This is a genomic window from Leekyejoonella antrihumi, assembly GCF_007845645.1.
GTDB lineage: Bacteria > Actinomycetota > Actinomycetes > Actinomycetales > Dermatophilaceae > Leekyejoonella > Leekyejoonella antrihumi.
The window spans coordinates 87,419-106,007 of sequence record NZ_VCQV01000011.1 but is presented as its reverse complement, the minus strand read 5'-3'; the positions used below and the strand labels follow the sequence as shown (position 1 = coordinate 106,007).

The following is an 18,589-nucleotide window of genomic DNA, read 5'->3' as shown; positions in this document are numbered from 1 at the left end:
ATGTCCACACCCGGCTTCAACCTGCAGCAGCCCGGCCTGCGTTACGACCCTGAGTGGTATCGCAAGGCGGTGTTCTATGAGGTTCTGGTCAGGGCCTTCGGAGACTCGACAGGCAACGGCACCGGCGACTTCAGTGGGCTGATCGGCCGGCTCGACTACCTGCAGTGGCTCGGCGTGGATGCGCTGTGGCTGCCACCGTTCTACGCGTCGCCCCTGCGTGACGGCGGTTACGACATCGCCGACTACAAGGCCGTGCTGCCCGAGTTCGGCACCCTGCCGGAGTTCACCGAGCTGGTCTCGCAGGCGCACGCCCGCGGCATACGGATCGTGACGGACCTGGTCATGAACCACACCAGTGACCAGCACCCGTGGTTCCAGGAGTCGCGTTCCGACCCGGACGGACCGTACGGCGACTACTACATGTGGTCCGACACCGACGAGAAGTACCCCGATGCCCGTATCATCTTCGTGGACACCGAGGTCTCCAACTGGACGTTCGACCCGGTGCGTCGACAGTTCTTCTGGCATCGCTTCTTCTCCCACCAGCCCGACCTGAACTTCGAGAACCCGAAGGTCAAGGACGAGATGTTCGACATCGTCCGATTCTGGATGGACCTGGGAATCGATGGTTTCCGGTTGGACGCGATCCCCTACCTCTTCATCGAGGATGGCCACAACGGTGAGAACCACCCACGCACGCACGAGCTCCTCGCGGAGCTGCGCAAGATGGTCGACGAGGAGTATCCGGGCCGACTGCTGCTCGCCGAGGCCAACCAGCTGCCGCACGAGGTGGTGGACTACTTCGGCACCGAGGACGCACCCGAATGCCACATGTGCTTCCACTTCCCGGTCATGCCGCGGATCTTCTATGCCCTCCGCGACGAACGCGCGACCCCCATCATCGAGGTTCTTCGCGAAACGCCCGAGATTCCGGCGGGAGCGCAGTGGGGCACCTTCCTGCGCAATCACGATGAGCTCACCCTCGAGATGGTCTCGCCGGAGGAACGCGCCGCCATGTACGGGTGGTACGCACCGGACCCTCGGATGCGAGCCAACGTCGGCATTCGACGCCGGTTGTCACCGCTGCTGGACAACAGTCGCGCCGAGATCGAACTGATCAACGCCCTGCTGCTCTCCCTGCCCGGCTCTCCCTGCCTGTACTACGGCGACGAGATCGGCATGGGCGACAACATCTGGCTGGACGACCGTGACGCGGTCCGTACCCCGATGCAGTGGTCCCCGGACCGCAACTCCAGCTTCTCCACCTCGGACCCTGGGAAGCTCTACCTGCCAGTCGTGTCCAGCCTCGTCTATCACTACAACAACGTGAACGTCGAGGCCCAGATGGGATCGTCGTCGTCCTTGCTGCACTGGATGCGGGAGATGCTGTCGATCCGCTCGCGCTACCCGGTCTTCGGGCTCGGCGACTTCCAGATCTGCACATCGGACAATGACGCCGTCCTCGCATTCACCCGGGCGCTGCCGGCCGACGAGGACGAGGAGGACGACGAGACGCAGACCCCGATCGTGTTGTGCACCAACAACCTGTCGTCAAGTCCGCAGTCGGTGACCCTTGAGCTGCCGCCCCACCTCGCATCGCACCGGACTCGGGACCTCTTCGGCGGCAGCCGTTTTCCACCAGTGGACCAGGAGGGGCGGCTGACTCTTACCCTCGGCTCACGGGACTTCTTCTGGCTCTCGCTTCGACCGGATACAGGTGACTGAACATGGCAATCCTCCACCGTGCCAAGCTCACTCCGAGCAAGCTCGACCTGATCAGCGACTGGATCGGCACGCAGCGGTGGTACGCCGGTAAGGGGGATACCCCCAGGCTTGTCCAGGTCGGAGCCTTCCGTATCGACGACCCCGACGGCGACGTCGGCATCGAGACTCTGCTGGTGCAGGACAGCGCCGGTCGCGAGCCGGTCTGCTATCAGGTGCCCCTCACCTACCGCGCCGCGCCGCTGCCGGAGGCGGAGCATGCGTTCATCGGCACGCTGGAGCACTCCGTGCTCGGGACGCGCTACGTCTACGACGGCTGCCACGACCCGGTCTACGCCACACAGCTGCTGCGCATGATCGTGCAGGGCGGCACGCAGGCGGCCCTGGAGGTTGCGCCCGATGCCGAGCACCCGAACTCCGAGGTCCGCCAGCCGACTGTGACGACAGTTGGCAGCGGGGACTCCACAGCATCGATGCCGGTCATCACCTCCAGCCGCGTGCTGCTCGGCGAGCAGTCGAACACCTCGATGATCTACAGCACGGGTCAGACACCGGGGTGGTCAACACCCCTGATCGTCAAGGTGTTTCGCGTGCTTCAGCACGGGGCCAACCCCGATGTGGTGCTGCAGTCGGCGCTCACGCGGGTCGGCTCCGCACGAGTGCCTGCGACCACCGGGTCGCTCCATGGAGCGTGGCCCGATGACAGCCGTCCGTCGGGCCATGCGGAAGGGCACCTCGCCTTTGCGCAGGAGTTTCTGCCGGGGGTGCAGGACGCCTGGCGAGAGGCACTGTCGGCGGCCCGCAGCCGGCGCGACTTTGCCACCTCGGCCCACTCCCTGGGAACCGCGACGGCACAGCTGCACGCCGATCTGGCGCAGGCGCTCGGCACTTCGACACCCACCACCTCGGACGTCACGGCGATCGTGGACGACGCACGTCGCCGCTTCGACCTCGCGACGAGTGTCGACCCGACGCTGGAGTCCTGCCGCGCGCGCTTCGAGGATCTGTGCGCCCGGGCGGCCGCGAGCCGCCTGCCCGACCTACAGCGCATCCACGGCGACTTCCATCTCGGTCAGGTCCTCGACGTGCCACAGCGCGGCTGGGTCATGATCGACTTCGAGGGCGAGCCGCTCCGGCCGCTCGCCGACCGGTCGACGCTCGAACCGCCGCTGCGCGATCTGGCCGGCATGCTCCGGTCCTTCGACTACGCGGCCGGCTCGATCGAGCACAGCGGCGAGGGCGAGCGCCACGAGTGGGCCACGGCTGCGCGGGAGGCCTTTCTAGCCGGCTATGCCGAGCAGAGCACTCTCGACCTGGCGGAGCACCGTGATCTGCTCGAGCTCTTCGAGGTCGACAAGGCCGGTTACGAGCTGGTCTATGAGGCGCGCAACCGACCGGACTGGCTGCCCATTCCTCGAGCGGCGATCGGACGCCTCCTCGCTGAGCACTCGCCCGCCGACGACCGGGTGGCCGACGCAGCCACGCTGGACCAGCACGAGGCGGATGCCCTGCTCGGCGGCGCACATGCCGACCCGCACTCTGTCCTGGGCGGCCACGTGACCTCCACGGGCGTCCTGATCCGTGTCTTCCGGCCGCTCGCCGCCAGTGTCGAAGTGCGGCTACCGGACGACTCTCGCCATCCGTTGTCGCATGAGTACGAAGGCATCTGGACCGGGCACCTCGAGGGCGAACAGGTCCCGGACTATCGCGTCATCACCACGTATGAGGACGGCTTCGGGCACACCACCGACGACCCGTACCGTTTTCTTCCGACGCTCGGTGAGGTCGATCTGCATCTGATCGGCGAGGGCCGCCATGAGCAGCTGTGGACCGTGCTCGGTGCCCACCGGCACACGTATGACAGTCCGCAGGGTGCTGTCGACGGGACCTCGTTCGCGGTGTGGGCTCCGCATGCACGCGGGGTGCGCGTCGTCGGGGACTTCAACCACTGGGACGGCCAGGGCCACCCCATGCGGCGCATCGGGAATGGCGGTGTGTGGGAGCTGTTCGTCCCCGAGGTGCCTGTCGGCACGCGCTACAAGTTCGAGATCCTGTGCTCCGACCACATCTGGCGCACCAAGGCCGATCCCATGGCACGTCAGTCAGAGACGGCGCCCGCCACCGCGTCGATCGTGACGGACACCGAATACACCTGGTGTGACGACGCGTGGATGGATCGGCGCGCATCCACCGACCCGCACCAGCGTCCGATGAGCGTCTACGAGGTCCATCTGGGGTCGTGGCGCCAAGGCGAGTCCTATCGTGACCTGGCCGACCACTTGGTCGGCTACGTCAAGGATCTCGGCTTCACCCACGTCGAGCTGATGCCCGTGATGGAGCATCCCTATCCACCCTCGTGGGGCTACCACGTCACGGGGTACTACGCACCGAACTCGCGCCTCGGCTCCCCCGACGACTTCCGCTATCTCGTCGACACGTTGCACCGGAACGACATCGGAGTGATCCTGGACTGGGTTCCCGGACACTTCGCGACGGACGAGTGGGCACTGGCTCGGTTCGACGGCTCGCCCTGCTACGAGCATCCCGATCGCCGACGCGGATGGCATCCCGAGTGGGGTTCGTACATCTTCGACTTCGGTCGCAATGAGGTCCGCAACTTTCTGGTGGCCAACGCGATCTACTGGCTGCAGGAGTTTCACGCCGACGGCCTCCGGGTCGATGGGGTGGCCTCCATGCTCTATCTGGACTATTCGCGCAACGAGGGTGAGTGGCTGCCCAACTCGCACGGTGGGCGGGAGAACCTCGAGGCGGTCCGGCTGCTACAGGAGACGAACGCGACCGCATATCGCCGCTGTCCCGGCACCGTGATGATCGCCGAAGAGTCGACCTCCTGGCCGGGAGTGACCCAACCGACAAGCTCTGACGGACTAGGGTTCGGCTTCAAGTGGAACATGGGCTGGATGCACGACAGCCTCGACTACGTCGCCAATGCACCGATCTACCGCCAGTATCACCACAACCAGGTCACATTCGCTCTCGTCTACGCCTGGAGTGAGCAGTTCGTCCTGCCGATCAGCCATGACGAGGTGGTCCACGGCAAGGGTTCCCTGCTGCGCAAGATGCCGGGAGATCGGTGGCAGCAGCTGGCGAATCTGCGCGCCTTCCTGGCAAACATGTGGTCCCACCCCGGCAAACAGCTGATCTTCATGGGCACCGAGTTTGCCCAGGAGTCGGAGTGGGCCGATGGACGAAGTCTGGACTGGTGGCTGCTGGAGGCACCGGCACACCAAGGCATCCATGCCCTCGTGCGCGACCTGAACCAGCTCTACAGCGAGCATCCGGCGTTGTGGTCCATGGACCACGACCCATCCGGATTCCGCTGGATCGATGCCAATGATGCCGGCGGCAACACGTTCTCCTACATCAGGATCGGCTCGGAGGACGACATGGTTGTCGCGGTCGTCAACTACAGCGGTTCAGAGCATGTCAAGCGCGTAGGCCTACCCCGAGGCGGCCGGTGGCGCGAGGTTCTCAACACCGACGCCTCCGGCTATGGCGGATCGGGCAGCGGGAACCTCGGAGGGGTCGATGCCGAGGAGACTCCATCGACCGGCCAGCCCTATTCCGCCTCGATGGTCCTGCCGGCCCTGTCCGCAGTCTGGCTCGTCCCGGAGCCCGACACCGAGCCATCGGAGGAAGACCATGCCTGAGTCACGAGCCGGCACCGTCGCAACAGCGGCCGACCTGGTAGACATCTCGCACCTGATCACGGCCTACTACACGCTTCGCCCGGACCCCGAAAACATTGACCAGCAGGTGGTCTTCGGGACATCGGGACATCGTGGTTCATCTCTGAAAGCCGCATTCAACGAGGACCACATCCTCGCGACGACCCAGGCCATCGTGGACTACCGACGCTCCCAGGGCACGAATGGGCCGCTGTTCATCGGGCGAGACACCCACGGGCTGTCCGAGCCGGCGTGGGCGACCGCGCTCGAGGTGCTTGCCGCGGGCGAGGTCGACGTGCGCGTCGACTCGCGGGATGGATACACCCCCACACCTGCGGTCTCCCACGCCATCCTGCGCGCGAATGCGGGTCGAACAAGCGGCAGCGGCCTGGCCGATGGCATCGTCGTCACGCCGTCGCACAACCCTCCGGCCGACGGTGGCTTCAAGTACAACCCGCCGCACGGCGGTCCCGCGGACAGCGATGCGACCAAGCTGATCGCCGCCGCCGCCAACGACTACCTGCGCGCCGGACTGAAGGGCGTGCAGCGCATCCCGTTCGCCCGAGCACGGGCGCAGGTCTCGTCCTACGACTTCCTCGGGACCTACGTCGACGACCTGCCGAACGTTGTCGACCTTGCGCGGATCAAGGGCGCCGGCGTTCGCATCGGCGCCGATCCCCTTGGCGGAGCGTCCGTTGCCTACTGGGGAGAGATAGCCGACCGGCATGGGCTGGACCTGACGGTGGTGAATCCCCTCGTCGACCCGACCTGGCGGTTCATGACGCTGGACTGGGACGAGAAGATCCGGATGGACTGCTCGTCTCCCTCGGCCATGGCGTCGCTCATCGAGCGACGCAACGAGTTCGACGTGGCCACCGGTAACGACGCGGACTCGGACCGGCACGGCATCGTGACGCCGGACGCCGGCCTGATGAATCCCAACCACTATCTTGCCGCAGCAATCCAATACCTCTACGGTGGTGCCCGTCCGGGCTGGTCCTCTCGGCGCGTGGGCAAGACCCTCGTATCCTCGTCGATGATCGACCGCGTCGTGGACTCGATCGGTGCCACGTTGTGGGAGGTCCCGGTCGGCTTCAAGTGGTTCGTGCCCGGACTGCTCGACGGGAGTGTCGGATTCGGCGGCGAAGAGTCCGCCGGTGCATCGTTCCTGCGCCTGGATGGCTCAGTCTGGACGACGGACAAGGATGGAATCCTGTTGGCACTGCTTGCCTCTGAGATCCTCGCGGTCACGGGCAAGACACCGAGCGAGCACTACGCCATGCTGACGGGGGAACATGGCTCCCCGGCATACGCCCGCGTCGATGCACCCGCGAACCGTGCGCAGAAGGCCAAGCTCGCGGCCCTCGAGCCGGGCGACGTCACCTCTGACACGCTTGCGGGTGAGCCGATCACGGCCAAGCTGACCACGGCTCCAGGTAACAGCGCAGCAATCGGTGGCCTGAAGGTGACCACGGAGAACTCGTGGTTCGCCGCCCGTCCCTCGGGCACCGAGGACGTCTACAAGATCTACGCAGAGTCGTTCCTCGGCACGGATCACTTGGCCACGGTCCAACAGGAGGCGCGCGACATCGTGTCCACCGCGCTCGGGGCGACCGACTGAGCGAGCACGTCCGGTTGGGCTACCGTGGGCGCCATGACTGCCCCCGACGCCCCTTCACCCGGTCGCCTCTTCGTCATCACCGGCGCTCAGGCTGCCGGCAAGTCAACCGTGGGTCTCGCTCTTGCAGAGGCACTCAGCAAGGCAGTCTTCATCGACGGCGACCTGATCGGCAACACGGTGGTGAGTGGCAAGGACCTGATCACCGAGCCGGCAACGGTCGGCGCCATCGAGCAACTGTTCCTCCGGTATGCCGGTGCGCTCACCCTGGCCGACGTCTACCGGACGGCCGGCTTCGACGCAGTAGTCGCCGACAACATCTTCGGCGACTACCTGGACGACTTCCTCGAGATCGCTGCCCCTGAGCCGGTCCATCTGGTCGTGCTGCATCCAAGCATCGACACGATCTATGACCGCGATGCGCAGCGCCGGAAGAACGCCTACCGCGACGGGATCACTGTCGAGGACCTGTGGCACACCGTCGAGGAGCACACGTCCCGCGTCGGACTCTGGCTGGATACCACGTCGATGAGCGTCGCCCAGACGATCACCAGAGTCCTGCGCAACCTGAACGAGGCCCTCGTCGACACGGCGGACCTGGCCGACTCCTGATCAGGTGCGCCTGGGCGCCCACCAACAGGACTCGAGGTAGCGTGATTCGCGGTCCGCCCGAATTCTCGCGGCAGTGGAGTCAGCGGGCGCCGCCGACTCCTGTCCACCGGACGGGCCGTGCGCGCTCAGCCGAGGACGAGCGCCTCGTCCTTGGCCCAGAGTCCGGTCAGTCCGCGGAAGTGTGCGAGGAACCGCTCGTGCTCGTGCTCGGGGTACGTCGCCTTGACCGTGTCCACCAGCAGGTTGTCGAAGTCGTCCGAGAGCACCCAGTCGAGCACCAGCTCGTCGACGTGCGGCAGAGAGGTCTCGACAAACTCTCGGTAGCGCGCAGTGTCGAAATACTGATCCGAAAGTCGCTGGTACGCCTGAAGCTTGGCCTGGTAGTCCATGTCGCGGTCGGCGATCTGGAACCACGGCGCGGTGTTGACCTGCGTCTGGGCGGAGCGCCCCGTGACACAGCAGAAGATGGACCACTTGACCAGCGACTTCATCGCCCAGGGGAAGTAGTAGTGCAACGACGTGATCGCGACATCCGGGCAGGCATTGGCATAGTCGATCGGATACGCCACACCATCCTTGATGAGCATCTCGCAGCTGTTGAACTCCCACCGGAAGAAGGCGTTCACCGTCTGCGCGATCGTGCGCGTCTCCTGCCCCATCTGCGGGGTCAGGAAGTCGTATGCCACCTCGTAGCGATCGTGCATTGGTTCGTCCGGCCGGAACTTCATCACCATCGTCTCCGGACCAATAGTGAGCGCCCTTGCAAACACTTCAAATCCGTCGACTGCCTTCTGCAGGTGCATGAGCATCTCACCGGACTCGTCATAGCTGCGGTGTAGGTCGGCCTCGTTGCGAATCATCGAGACCCCACGCCAGGCGCCACCGTCGAACGGCTTCATGAACATCGGGTAGCCGACGTCGGAGGCGATCGTGTCCAGGTCGAACGACTGGTTGTACTTCGCCGACGTATAGGCCCAGCGAACGTTGTCGACCGGGTTCTTGTAGGGCACCAGCACGGTCTCCGGAACGTGCATCCCGAGCCGCATCATTGCGCAGTAGGCCGAGTGCTTCTCCATGGACTGGAAGGTGAACGGGCTGTTGAGCAGATAGACGTCGTCCATCAGGGCGACCTTCTTGAGCCACTCCCGCGGATGGTAGTACCAGTGCGCCAGCCGATCGATCACCAGGTCGGTGCGCGGCTTCTCACGCAGGTTGAAGGGTGCGATCGCCAGCCGTTCGGTGCGGACGACGTGGGTGCTGCCGTCCGGTGCCGTGACGGGGCCGGCCCGACGCACGAGCTCCTCGAAGGCCCGCGGCCAGTCCTCCTCCGCGCCCAGCAGCAAACCGATCAGGTGCTCTGCCATGCCGATCCTCCTTCGATAAACGGGCCTGTGACCTCAACAGAATCTCGGTAGGTGGTGCGCCAGCTGTCGCTGCCACCATGGCCAGTCGTGCGCGCTGTCACTCCCCCACAGGTCCAGCTGATGTGGAATCCCCTTGTGCGCCAGTAGCTCCGCGAACGCCGTGGAGGATGGCAAAGATCCGGTGGGTTCGTATTCGAACGGTCCTTGCCCGACGACGAGCAGCACACTGACGTGGCTCCGGAGCCACGCGAGGTGCTCACCTTGCATACCCGAGATGTATGCGGTGGGGTTGGCGAAGTAGGTCGCGTCGCCCTGCTCCCCCCAGCCGTGCCAGGTCGTCACGTCGTAGTTGCCGGACAGCCCGATCGCCAGCGGCGCCAGGTGCGCGTGCGTGAGGGAGAAGTGCACCGCGTGATAGGCGCCCATCGAGACCCCGAGGGTTGCCAGGTCGTGGTGCTCACCGCCGAGCTCGTCATTGATCCAGGGGATGACCGCCTGCTCCAACCACGCCGTGTAAACCTGGTGGCCGTGCGCGCGGTCCTCGGTCGGCTTGCCGTTGTCCGACCAGGTCCACCGGTCTGCGGAGTCGACGCAGAAGAAGCTGACGCGGCCCGCATCGACGAGTCCCTGCACGGCCCCGACCATGCCATTGGCGGCGAAGTCCTCCGCCCGCCCCGCCTCGCTGGGAAAGACCAGCACCGGCCTTCCCCAGTGGCCGTAACGAATGGCGCCCAGAGACATTTCCCGTCCGGGCACTTTCAGCTCGACACGCTGACCGCTCACACCCTTATCTTGTCTCACTCCAGCAGGTCTGCAGGAGTTTCGGCCAGATCGGATTCAGGCTGTCTCGCCACGCCACGTAGTTGTGCAGGTCGGGGATGTGCCGAAGGGTCACGTCGTGTCCGAGCCGACGCAGGTCGGCCGCCATCGCGTCATTGTCGGCGCGGTTTCCTTCGCCCCTGCCGACCGTCATCCCGATGTGCAGCGGCCGGTCGGTGGACTCGGCCTCGCGCACGGCGCGGACGGCAGCGGCGATCCGGCCGAACCACCGAAACTGCGACTCATCCTGGTCGAGCATCGGGTCGAAGAACGAGCCGGACTGGCTCAGCACGGCGCCCACGCGCACGTCGCCCAGGCCGACCAGCAGTGAGGTGAGCCCCCCGAGGCTCGCGCCCATCACGGCCACGGGCGCCCGCACCGCATACCGCTCGTGAAGCGTGTCGAGCGCCAGCCCCACCGAACGTAGATAACGAGGCGACGCGGAGTACCACTGCATCCGGCTGCGGACGCCCGCCAGCGCCACTCGGAAGGGTGGCAGGTCGCCGGACTCGATGTGTGCGGCGGCCCACTGCAGCAGGGCCGCCCGCTGTGCGTACTCGGGGCCGTCGTGGCACCACAGCAGCGGTGCGGCGGTCCGTCGGCGCAGACCATGCGGGACCCACAGGTCGACCGGGAGGGTTCCGGTCAGGGCGCTGGGCAGCTCCAGGTGCTTAAGGCGCCCGGGCACCCCCGGAGCGGCCAGCCAGGTGGGCGGGTCGTAGTCCGCTCGCTGCCAGACCGACTTACGTCCGTAGGCCGTGTCGACGACGTTCGTGCATAACGGGTCCAGCTCGCTCGACGTTCGCCCGTCGGCGCGTGTCACCGCGAAGCGATACTCCAGTCGCCGCACGGGCAGCCGGCCGAGGTCGCACGACCACCAGCCGGCTCGCCACTGACAGCGACCGGTGTGCCCGTCGCTGTCCAGCACGACCGACCGCAGGCTGCGGTCGGGATCGCACAGCCGTAACCGCATCCAGAGCCCTCCCTCGGGGTCCCCGCGAAGTATCGGAGCGCGCTCGCGAGCGAAGAACTTCGTTGGGATGGGTCAGTAGAGGGCAGACATCAGGGCTCTGCGCGCCGTCTTGACCCGCGGATCGCTGACTCCGACGACGTCGAAGAGACCCACCAGGTGCTCGCGAGCGGCATTGCGCTCCTCCTCGGTGGTCGCCCGGACCAGCTCGATCAACCGCTGGAAGGCGTCTTCGACATGCCCGCCGAGCACATCGAGGTCGGCGACCATTGCCTGCTTGGCGACATCGGTGGGCGCATCCGCGGCGGCGGCGCGGGCCTGCGCCAGGTCGACGCCGTCGGTGCGCTCGAGCAGCTGCACCTGGCCGAGCCCGAGACGCGCATCCTGGTCATTCGGGTTCTCCACGAGCGCCTGCTCATAGGCAGTGACCGCGGCGCCGTAGTCGCCGGCCTCGATGGCGTCGTAGGCCTGCCGGTGCAGCAGGGGCATCTCCGGCTCGGCCTCGGGCGCATCGCCTGTGCCCTCGTCGCCCGCGGCGACAGTGCCGGTCACCCCGTTGGCCGCGGCGGCCTCGAGAACCTTGTCGACCACCTGCCGCACCGCCTCCTCCGACTGGTCACCGGCATACAACGGCAGCGGCTGCCCCTGCAGCAGGGCGAGGACCATGGGGACCTCCTGGACCTGCAGGGCCTGTCGGATCTGCATGGCCCGGTCGATGTCCGCGGTGGCGAGGACGACGCGGCCGGCATAGGAGCGCACCACCTTGGCCAGGAGGTCGACGTGGTCCTTGCTGGCGGGACGGCTGCCCGACCAAACGGCGAAGATCACCGGCACCTGGGTCGACTGCTGCACGGCATCGCCGAACGTCACATCGTCGACCTCGCGGACCAGCTGGTCACCGCCGCCGGCGGGCCCGGCGGAGGCGCCGGCACCGGCGGCCGGCCGGGCGAGGCTGGACAGGTCCACTGCGCCATGCAGTGCTGCGGAGGTCAACGGCTTGTCAGTCATGTGCCCATTCTTACCGATACGCATCCGAGTACGACACCAGCATCACCACAACCATGGCTGCGGCTCGTACTTCGTGGGGTTGCTCGGGGTCCCCGCGAAGTACTGAGCGGAGCTTGCGGAGCGAAGACTTCGTGGGGTTGCTCGGGGTCCCCGCGAAGTACTGAGCGGAGCTTGCGGAGCGAAGACTTCGTGGGGTTACTCAGAAGCGAGCCGGTTCGCGATAGATGCCCCAGACCTCGCGTAGTGCGTTGCAGATCTCGCCCATCGTCGCCTCGGCGCGCACGGCCTCGAGCATCGGCTCGATGAGGTTGCCGTCGCCGCGTGCCACCCGCACCATCTCGTCGATCGTGGAGGTCACTCGTGCCGCGTCGCGGCCCGCCTTGCGCTCGTCCAGCGCCCGCACCTGCTCGACCTCGACCTCGTGCGAGACCCGCAGGATCTCCAGCTCACTAGCGAGCGAGTCGGTGTGGCAGTTGACGCCGACGACCTTCTTGTCACCCTTCTCGAGCGCGGTCTGATAGACGAAGGCCGCCTCGGCGATCTCGGACATGAACCAGCCGTCCTCGATCCCCCGCAGCAGACCCGACGTGATCGGCCCGATCTCGTGCTGGATGGCGCCGTCCGCATCGCGGTCCCTGTCCAACTCGCCCATACTCCGGATCTTGTCGAAGATCGCCTCGGCCTCGGCCTCGATCTTGTTGGTGAGCTCCTCGACGTAGTAGGACCCACCGAGCGGGTCGGCGACGTTGACCACCCCGGTCTCCTCCATGATCACCTGCTGCGTGCGCAGCGCGACCTCGGCCGACTGGTCGCTCGGGAGGGCGAGGGTTTCATCCAGGGCGTTCGTATGCAGTGAGTTGGTGCCTCCGAGGACTGCGGCGAGCGCCTCGACGGCCGTCCGCACGACGTTGTTCATCGGCTGCTGCGCCGTCAACGAGACACCGGCCGTCTGGGTGTGGAAGCGCAGCCACTGCGCCTTCTCCGTCGTCGCGCCATAGACGTCTCGCATCCACTTTGCCCAGATCCGCCGGGCGGCGCGGAACTTCGCGATCTCTTCGAAGAAGTCCAGGTGGCTGTCGAAGAAGAAGGACAGGCCGGGCGCGAACGCGTCGACGTCCATGCCCCGGGACAGGCCCAGCTCGACATACCCGAAGCCGTCAGCCAGCGTGAAGGCCAACTCCTGCGCGGCGGTCGACCCGGCTTCGCGGATGTGGTAACCGGAGACCGACAGCGGCTTGTAGGCCTTGATCTTGCTGGAGGTGTACTCCATCAGGTCACCGATGAGACGCAGGTGCGGCGCGGGTGCGAAGAGCCACTCCTTCTGGGCGATGTACTCCTTGAAGATGTCGGTCTGCAGCGTGCCGTTCAGCTTCGTGATGTCCACACCCTGCCGTTCGGCGGCCACGAGGTACATGCAGAAGGCAGGCACCGCCGGCCCGCTGATCGTCATCGAGGTGGTGACCTCGTCGAGCGGGATACCGTCGAAGAGCACCTCCATGTCGGCCGCGGAGTCGATCGCCACGCCGCAGTGGCCGACCTCGCCCAGGCTCAGCGCGTCATCGGAGTCACGGCCCATCAGCGTCGGCATGTCGAACGCGACCGAGAGGCCACCGCCGCCGCGCTCGAGGATCATCTTGTAGCGCTCGTTGGTCTGGACCGCGTTGCCGAAACCGGCGAACTGCCTGATGGTCCAGGGGCGCCCGCGATAGCCGGTGGCGTAGAGGCCGCGGGTGTAGGGGAACTCGCCGGGCCAGCCGACGTTCTCCGGGGTGTCACCGCCGTCCGCCGGGCCGTAGACCGGGTCGACGCTCATCCCGGACAGTGTGGTGAAGTCCGCGTCGCGGACGCGTCCCTTCGCCTCGGCCTCGGCATACCGCTGCTCCCAGCGGCTTCGTCCGTTCGTCTGCGCACCCATGCGACCAGATTACTAGGACATCCTAGTAATTGTCGAAGTCACCGGCTCCCACCCGGACGGCACGCAACAGCTCGAACATCTGCCGGTGCTGCTCGGTCGTCAGATCGGCCAGGTCGAACTCGATCGAGTGCAGCCGCCCGGTGGCTTCCTCCATCACCGCACGTCCGGCGTCGGTGATCCGGGCCAGAGTCCCACGACCGTCGCGCGGATTGGGCACCCGATCGACATACCCCTGGACCGCGAGACGCTGCACGATGTGCGTCGCGCTCGTCGGATGAATCATCAGGCGCTCCCCGACCTTGCTCATCGGCAGCTCACCGGTGCGACTGAAGGTCAACAGCACGAGTGCCTCGTACCGGGCGAACGTCAGGTCCAGTGACGCGAGCGCGCCATCGAGCTCGGCAAGCAGGATCTGCTGCACGCGCATGATCGAGGTGACCGTGGCCATGGCCTGGTAGGGCGAGTCCTCACCCCAGTGGGTCCGCCACTGCTGTGCGGCCCGGGCAATCGGGTCGAAGGGAAGGCGCGCATTCACGTGCGTCAACCTATCCCCCTGGGATCCCGCGAACGCACTCGCGCGGTCACTTCGTCCACGAACTCGGCACCGTCCCATGCCTCGCTACGTCGGCGAATCTCGGAGCCACTCGTCGCTGAATTCTGACGGCACTCGAGGTCCTCCGTGATGTGCCGTCCCCGGTCATGGGTCTGATCGCGCAGCCGTCGCTGGAGGACGCCGACGGCATCGGCATCAGTAACGGATCGGACGCCGCCGGGTACACCGCGTTCTGCGTGAGCATCACCTACACCCTGTGGCGCAACCCGCCGACCGGTCCGACCCGGTCAACCTCGCCGTTCTTGACGAGGAGAAGCGGCCGCGATCGAGACGATGACACCGTGGCCGGGGCCCGCCTGGCTGATCGAGCAAGTCCAGCGCATGCGGTACCCGCAGCTGTGGGAGGCAGTCCGCACCCCGTGGCGCCGTGACCGGACCGCGTCCACCAGCCTGGCGCAGCTGTTGGTGGACCACCTCAACGACATCGTGAACAACTTTCGCCACCAGGCCCACTGTCGCCCCAGACACCCGATAGCCAGTGCCAAGGCGGGCCGGAGCCGAGGCGCGCTGCATCAGTGCGTGCCATGATCCCGATATGGCGATTGATCCCTTGTCACCGAACGGGCGCACTGCGGCTGCTGGGGTGGCCATCTTCAACGTCTCAGGCAGTTTGCTGCTCGGTCGCCACGAGCACGACGGCAGGTGGGCTACGTTCGGTGGTTCGGTCGAGGACGGGGAATCGACTCAAGGTGCGGCTCTGCGCGAGGTGCGTGAGGAGGCAGGTCTCGAACTCGAGGATGCGGAACTCTTCGGAACGTTCGGTGGATCTCCCATCTACACCGTCCAGTACGCCGACGGAACCTCGCAGAGCTACGAAGTGACGATGTTCGGGCACGTCACAAGCGGCCAGGTCCTGCCGCGGCCCGATGTCGTCGAGATCCTGGAGTGCCGCTGGTTTACCCCGGATGCCCTCACGGCATCGATCCTCGCGCCGGACATGGCAGAGATCGTCCCCGCCGCTCTGGACTGGTTCCGATCACGTGGTCGCGCGCCTGACAATTAGCGTTGCAGTAGTTGTGGCCCTTCCCCGCAGGACGATCGGCACGCGGAGCGTGGCCGTAGACCGATCCCCGGGTTCGAGGGTGTATCGATGGCCGGGCGAACAAGACGATGTGGCAGACGATCAGTCGCTGCGTAGTTATGGGTGACTGACACGATGGCGCGCTCACGGATGGACGTTGAGAGTGACGTCAGAATTCATCGACAAAGCGGCTCCGAGATTCACCGACGTAGCCACGACGCAATGTGGGCCAAGAGCACAGTCGCCTCTGCCGCCCAGCCGTCGAGCGCGAAGCGCGAGGCGCGTCGAAACCCGGTGACACAATGGATCGTGGGCCAACTACCTGGTTTCGGGCGGAGTTCTCCCCTGGGAGGGTCAGGCGGTTTGCGCGTGGTCCGGTGGTGCGCCTGGCCCGTGGGTCAGCGGGTCGTCCGGCGGTAGCGACTGCGTGGGCATTCGCCCGGGCACCAGGTCCCACACGACCTCGGTGTCGCCGATCTCCCCCGCCTCGCTTCGCTCCGTGCGGGCGGTACCCCCACTCCGGAACGTGCATTCGCGGTCTCGGTTGACGATCGCATGGCGTGGCGCCGGGTGGAAACACCTCGTGGCTCGGCCGATGTCCAACGGTTGCGACGGGGTGCCGATCACCATCGGCACCAACCGGGCGCTACAGGCCAACGCCCGCGCCGTGCCCGCGTCAATGATCTGGCCGAGGGCGGTGACCGCGTGCCCCGCGTTGACCAGCGACCCGGTCAGCACGGATGACGGGATGGTGATCGTGGCCTTCACACTCGCCCGGCACCCATCGGACCCGGTGGCCCGCCCCGCGGCATTCACGATCTCTCCCCCGCCTCGCTTCGCTGCGTGCGGGCGGTACCCCCACCCAGGGCGTCGGCGCGGCGCTTGCCCGGCGACCGCTGAACCACTCCGTGCGTACGAGCCGGCTTCCCATCCACCGTCGTGGCGTCCTCGGGGACGGTGTCCCCGTCCGACGTGGTACCCGGTCGGGGTTTGGCCAGGGCTTCGATCGCGTGCGCGAAGACCGCCGCATCACCGGGTGACAGGTCGGCTCTCACCCGGGTCATCCCCCCGGGCAGCTCAACCCACGACAGCGACTCGTGTTTGCGGGCCGCCACCTCATCGGTGGGCGCCTGGTCCCCGCCGTACGCGGCGATGATCTCCTTCGACAAGTCCCGCAACACCCCCCGTCGGGCAGTGATCCGCCAACACCAGGTAATACCCCAACAACTGCTCCCACGACGCGTCCGGCAACACGGCACGCACCCGCCTGGCCTCTCGCACGCTGGCGTGCACCCCACGCACCGTGACCCGACCCTCCACCAGGACACCCCGCAGGCACGCGTTGGCCGGATCCGCGATGATCCGCGCGACCTGCACCACCCGAGACGCCTGCCCCGGCTCCAGACACGGCGCCATATCCGTCAACCACTGCACCGGAGACCCCGCATCCGACGCGTCGACCACCCCGCGGGTGATCACATCCGCGAGGACGAACACCTGCGCCCGCTCCGCGGACTCGGCCACCTGCAACAGGTCACCCATCACCCCAGTCAGTTGCTCCCCGCACAACTGGTAGGCCGCCCGTGCGACCCTCATCACCGCCGGGGCCAGGTGCGTCACCTGTTCGGCCGCCTCCAGGCCAACCCCCGGCGCCACCGCGTCCCCCTCGCCGGCGCCACTGCACCCCGGGCCGGCCAACACCCCCGCATCCGCCGAGGACCGATACTCCGACAGATCGATCGGGCACAACCTGGCATCCAACGCCTCCCGCGCTGCCCTCGTGAAGACGTCCCCACCACCCATACTCGATCATACGTCCTATCGAACATACATGTCAAGCCATTGGGACTCGCACAACAGCCGGGCGTTTCCCGCACCCAGCAATCGCCCGACAGGGGGAGCCACGGTCGGGCTCACCGCTGTCCATCCGGAAGTTCCGCCCGCCGAAGGCACGCATACATCCTCACGACGCCTGCCAACCATGCAGATGCGAACCGCGCTCCGACTTGAACAATCAAAGCCGTGAGAGTTCATCGACAACTGACGCCGGAGTTCACCGGCATAGCCACAGGCGGGTGTTATTGCGCCAGATCTGCCCATCGGTGTGTGCGTTGACGCTCGGCACCAGGGTGGGTACACATAGCAATGTGACCCCAGTGCTGATTGCCGTCGACCTAGCAGCCGGGCACCCCTCTGTCCGCCAGGAAGCACTCCGCGGATGATCGTCACCCTCACCACCAATCCGTGTGTGGACCGCACTCTCGAGGTGTCCGTGCTCAAGCGCGGCCAGGTCAATCGAGCGGTGCACAGCACTCTCGAGGCCGGCGGCAAGGGCGTCAACGTGAGCCGTGCTCTCCTTGCTCACGGCGCCGAGACGGCCGCCGTTCTGCCGACCGGCGGCCCCAGCGGCCGACTGCTCACCCTCCTGCTGGCCGACGCGGAGGTTTTTTTCACGCCGGTCCCGATTCGTGGGGTGCTGCGCGTCAACACCACTGTGGTCGAGTCGGATGGCACGACCACGAAGCTCAACGAGACCGGTCCGACCCTCAGCGGCGAGGAGGCTTTCGGTCTGCTCGCCGCGACCGATGACCTAATGGGAAATGCCCGCTGGCTCGCCGTATGCGGTTCCCTCGCCCCCGGCCTGCCACCGGACTTCTACGCCGTGGCAGTGCGCCGCGCGCATACGTACGGCGTCCATGTCGCCCTCGATGTCTCCGGGACCGCGCTCGAACGTGCCCTGCCGGCCGGCCCGGACCTGATCGCTCCCAACCGAGTGGAGCTCGCCGAGATCGTCGGCACCAACCTGGAGACACTCGGCCAGGTTCGCAGCGCCGCAGAGGATCTGGTTCGGTCGGGCATCCCCACCGTCATTGTCAGTCTCGGGCGCGACGGTGCGCTGCTCGTCACGGACGGTGTGGCGTTACATGCCCGCGCGAACCGCGTGCGAACCGTTTCCACGGTCAGCGCCGGCGACTCCCTGCTCGCCGGCGTCCTGCACGCGGCCGATCAGGGCCTTGAGCCGAGCGAGATTCTCTCCACCGGCGTCCAATGGGGCACAGCGGCGGTCCGGCTCTCCGGCTCGCGGGTTCCTTCTCCGACGGACATCGCTGACCTCTCGGTCACGGTGACCGACTGCAGCAATGGTGATCTCGCGCTCACAGACTGACCCCAGGAACTACGAGGAGCGTTGCGCCTCAATATTGTGCGGAGACATCCGCCGGAGAGGGACAATCGAAAG

The 18,589-nt window shown here is 66.6% G+C and carries 16 protein-coding genes; 7 read left to right on the top strand and 9 right to left on the bottom strand.

Translation table 11 applies throughout. The features are described from left to right. The 4 genes from treS to FGL98_RS10045 are packed head-to-tail and all read left to right on the top strand — an operon-like array spanning position 1 to position 7,641. Positions 1 to 1,725, top strand: coding sequence for a maltose alpha-D-glucosyltransferase (treS, locus tag FGL98_RS10060; RefSeq protein WP_146316626.1), 1,725 nt, complete (start codon positions 1 to 3; stop codon positions 1,723 to 1,725). A 2-nt stretch (positions 1,726 to 1,727) separates the two neighbouring features. Further along, positions 1,728 to 5,393 carry a 1,4-alpha-glucan branching protein GlgB gene (gene glgB, locus FGL98_RS10055; protein WP_146316625.1) on the top strand — a complete coding sequence of 1,222 codons (3,666 nt, stop codon included), beginning with the start codon at positions 1,728 to 1,730 and terminating at the stop codon, positions 5,391 to 5,393. Then, positions 5,386 to 7,032, top strand: coding sequence for a phosphoglucomutase (alpha-D-glucose-1,6-bisphosphate-dependent) (pgm, locus tag FGL98_RS10050; protein WP_146316624.1), 1,647 nt, complete (start codon positions 5,386 to 5,388; stop codon positions 7,030 to 7,032). The genes glgB and pgm overlap by 8 nt, the downstream gene beginning before the upstream one ends. Positions 7,033 to 7,065: 33 nt before the next feature. Then, on the top strand, positions 7,066 to 7,641 hold the full coding sequence (locus FGL98_RS10045) for an AAA family ATPase (protein ID WP_146316623.1): 576 nt from the start codon (positions 7,066 to 7,068) through the stop codon (positions 7,639 to 7,641). A gap of 125 nt (positions 7,642 to 7,766) precedes the next feature. On the opposite strand, the gene FGL98_RS10040 is transcribed toward FGL98_RS10045, so the two are convergent. The 6 genes from FGL98_RS10040 to FGL98_RS10015 form a co-directional block, all read right to left on the bottom strand. After that, on the bottom strand, positions 7,767 to 9,005 hold the full coding sequence (locus FGL98_RS10040) for an ATP-grasp domain-containing protein (RefSeq protein ID WP_146316622.1): 1,239 nt from the start codon (positions 9,003 to 9,005) through the stop codon (positions 7,767 to 7,769). 33 nt (positions 9,006 to 9,038) lie between these two features. Beyond that, positions 9,039 to 9,788 carry an esterase family protein gene (locus tag FGL98_RS10035; protein WP_246136483.1) on the bottom strand — a complete coding sequence of 250 codons (750 nt, stop codon included), beginning with the start codon at positions 9,786 to 9,788 and terminating at the stop codon, positions 9,039 to 9,041. 4 nt (positions 9,789 to 9,792) lie between these two features. Next, the gene (locus tag FGL98_RS10030; protein ID WP_146316621.1) at positions 9,793 to 10,797 is read right to left on the bottom strand and encodes an alpha/beta hydrolase; all 1,005 of its coding nucleotides are present in this window, start codon (positions 10,795 to 10,797) and stop codon (positions 9,793 to 9,795) included. 72 nt (positions 10,798 to 10,869) lie between these two features. Beyond that, complete coding sequence (locus tag FGL98_RS10025) at positions 10,870 to 11,802, bottom strand: tetratricopeptide repeat protein (RefSeq protein WP_146316620.1); 933 nt, start codon at positions 11,800 to 11,802, stop codon at positions 10,870 to 10,872. Between the two features lie 199 nt (positions 11,803 to 12,001). After that, on the bottom strand, positions 12,002 to 13,717 hold the full coding sequence (gene icmA, locus FGL98_RS10020) for a coenzyme B12-dependent isobutyryl-CoA mutase large subunit (RefSeq protein WP_146316619.1): 1,716 nt from the start codon (positions 13,715 to 13,717) through the stop codon (positions 12,002 to 12,004). Between the two features lie 22 nt (positions 13,718 to 13,739). Then, positions 13,740 to 14,252: a MarR family winged helix-turn-helix transcriptional regulator gene (locus tag FGL98_RS10015; RefSeq protein ID WP_246136482.1), complete on the bottom strand. Its 513-nt coding sequence runs from the start codon at positions 14,250 to 14,252 to the stop codon at positions 13,740 to 13,742. A gap of 149 nt (positions 14,253 to 14,401) precedes the next feature. On the opposite strand from FGL98_RS10015, the gene FGL98_RS10010 reads away from it, so the two are divergent. Further along, entirely contained in the window at positions 14,402 to 14,701 is a 300-nt protein-coding gene (locus FGL98_RS10010; RefSeq protein ID WP_146316617.1) for a hypothetical protein, read from the top strand. Positions 14,702 to 14,865: 164 nt separating this feature from the next. Continuing rightward, positions 14,866 to 15,333 (top strand): NUDIX hydrolase, encoded by a 468-nt coding sequence (locus tag FGL98_RS10005; RefSeq protein ID WP_146316616.1) that lies wholly within the window; start codon positions 14,866 to 14,868, stop codon positions 15,331 to 15,333. A gap of 372 nt (positions 15,334 to 15,705) precedes the next feature. Here the strand turns inward: FGL98_RS10005 and FGL98_RS26725 are convergent, their stop codons facing one another. Genes FGL98_RS26725 through FGL98_RS25390 form a run of 3 tightly spaced genes read right to left on the bottom strand, consistent with a single transcriptional unit; the run spans position 15,706 to position 17,154 of the window. Beyond that, positions 15,706 to 16,167: a DUF222 domain-containing protein gene (locus FGL98_RS26725; protein ID WP_186526087.1), complete on the bottom strand. Its 462-nt coding sequence runs from the start codon at positions 16,165 to 16,167 to the stop codon at positions 15,706 to 15,708. After that, a complete protein-coding gene (locus FGL98_RS26720) occupies positions 16,164 to 16,520 on the bottom strand; it encodes a DUF222 domain-containing protein (protein ID WP_186526086.1) in 357 nt (118 codons plus the stop codon). The genes FGL98_RS26725 and FGL98_RS26720 overlap by 4 nt, the downstream gene beginning before the upstream one ends. Next, positions 16,468 to 17,154 (bottom strand): hypothetical protein, encoded by a 687-nt coding sequence (locus FGL98_RS25390; protein WP_186526085.1) that lies wholly within the window; start codon positions 17,152 to 17,154, stop codon positions 16,468 to 16,470. Before FGL98_RS25390 ends, FGL98_RS26720 begins: the two co-directional genes overlap by 53 nt. 415 nt (positions 17,155 to 17,569) lie before the next feature. Here FGL98_RS25390 and FGL98_RS09990 point away from each other — a divergent pair, with 415 nt between their 5' ends. Further along, positions 17,570 to 18,517 (top strand): 1-phosphofructokinase family hexose kinase, encoded by a 948-nt coding sequence (locus FGL98_RS09990; protein WP_146316613.1) that lies wholly within the window; start codon positions 17,570 to 17,572, stop codon positions 18,515 to 18,517. The last annotated feature ends 72 nt before the right edge of the window (positions 18,518 to 18,589 follow it).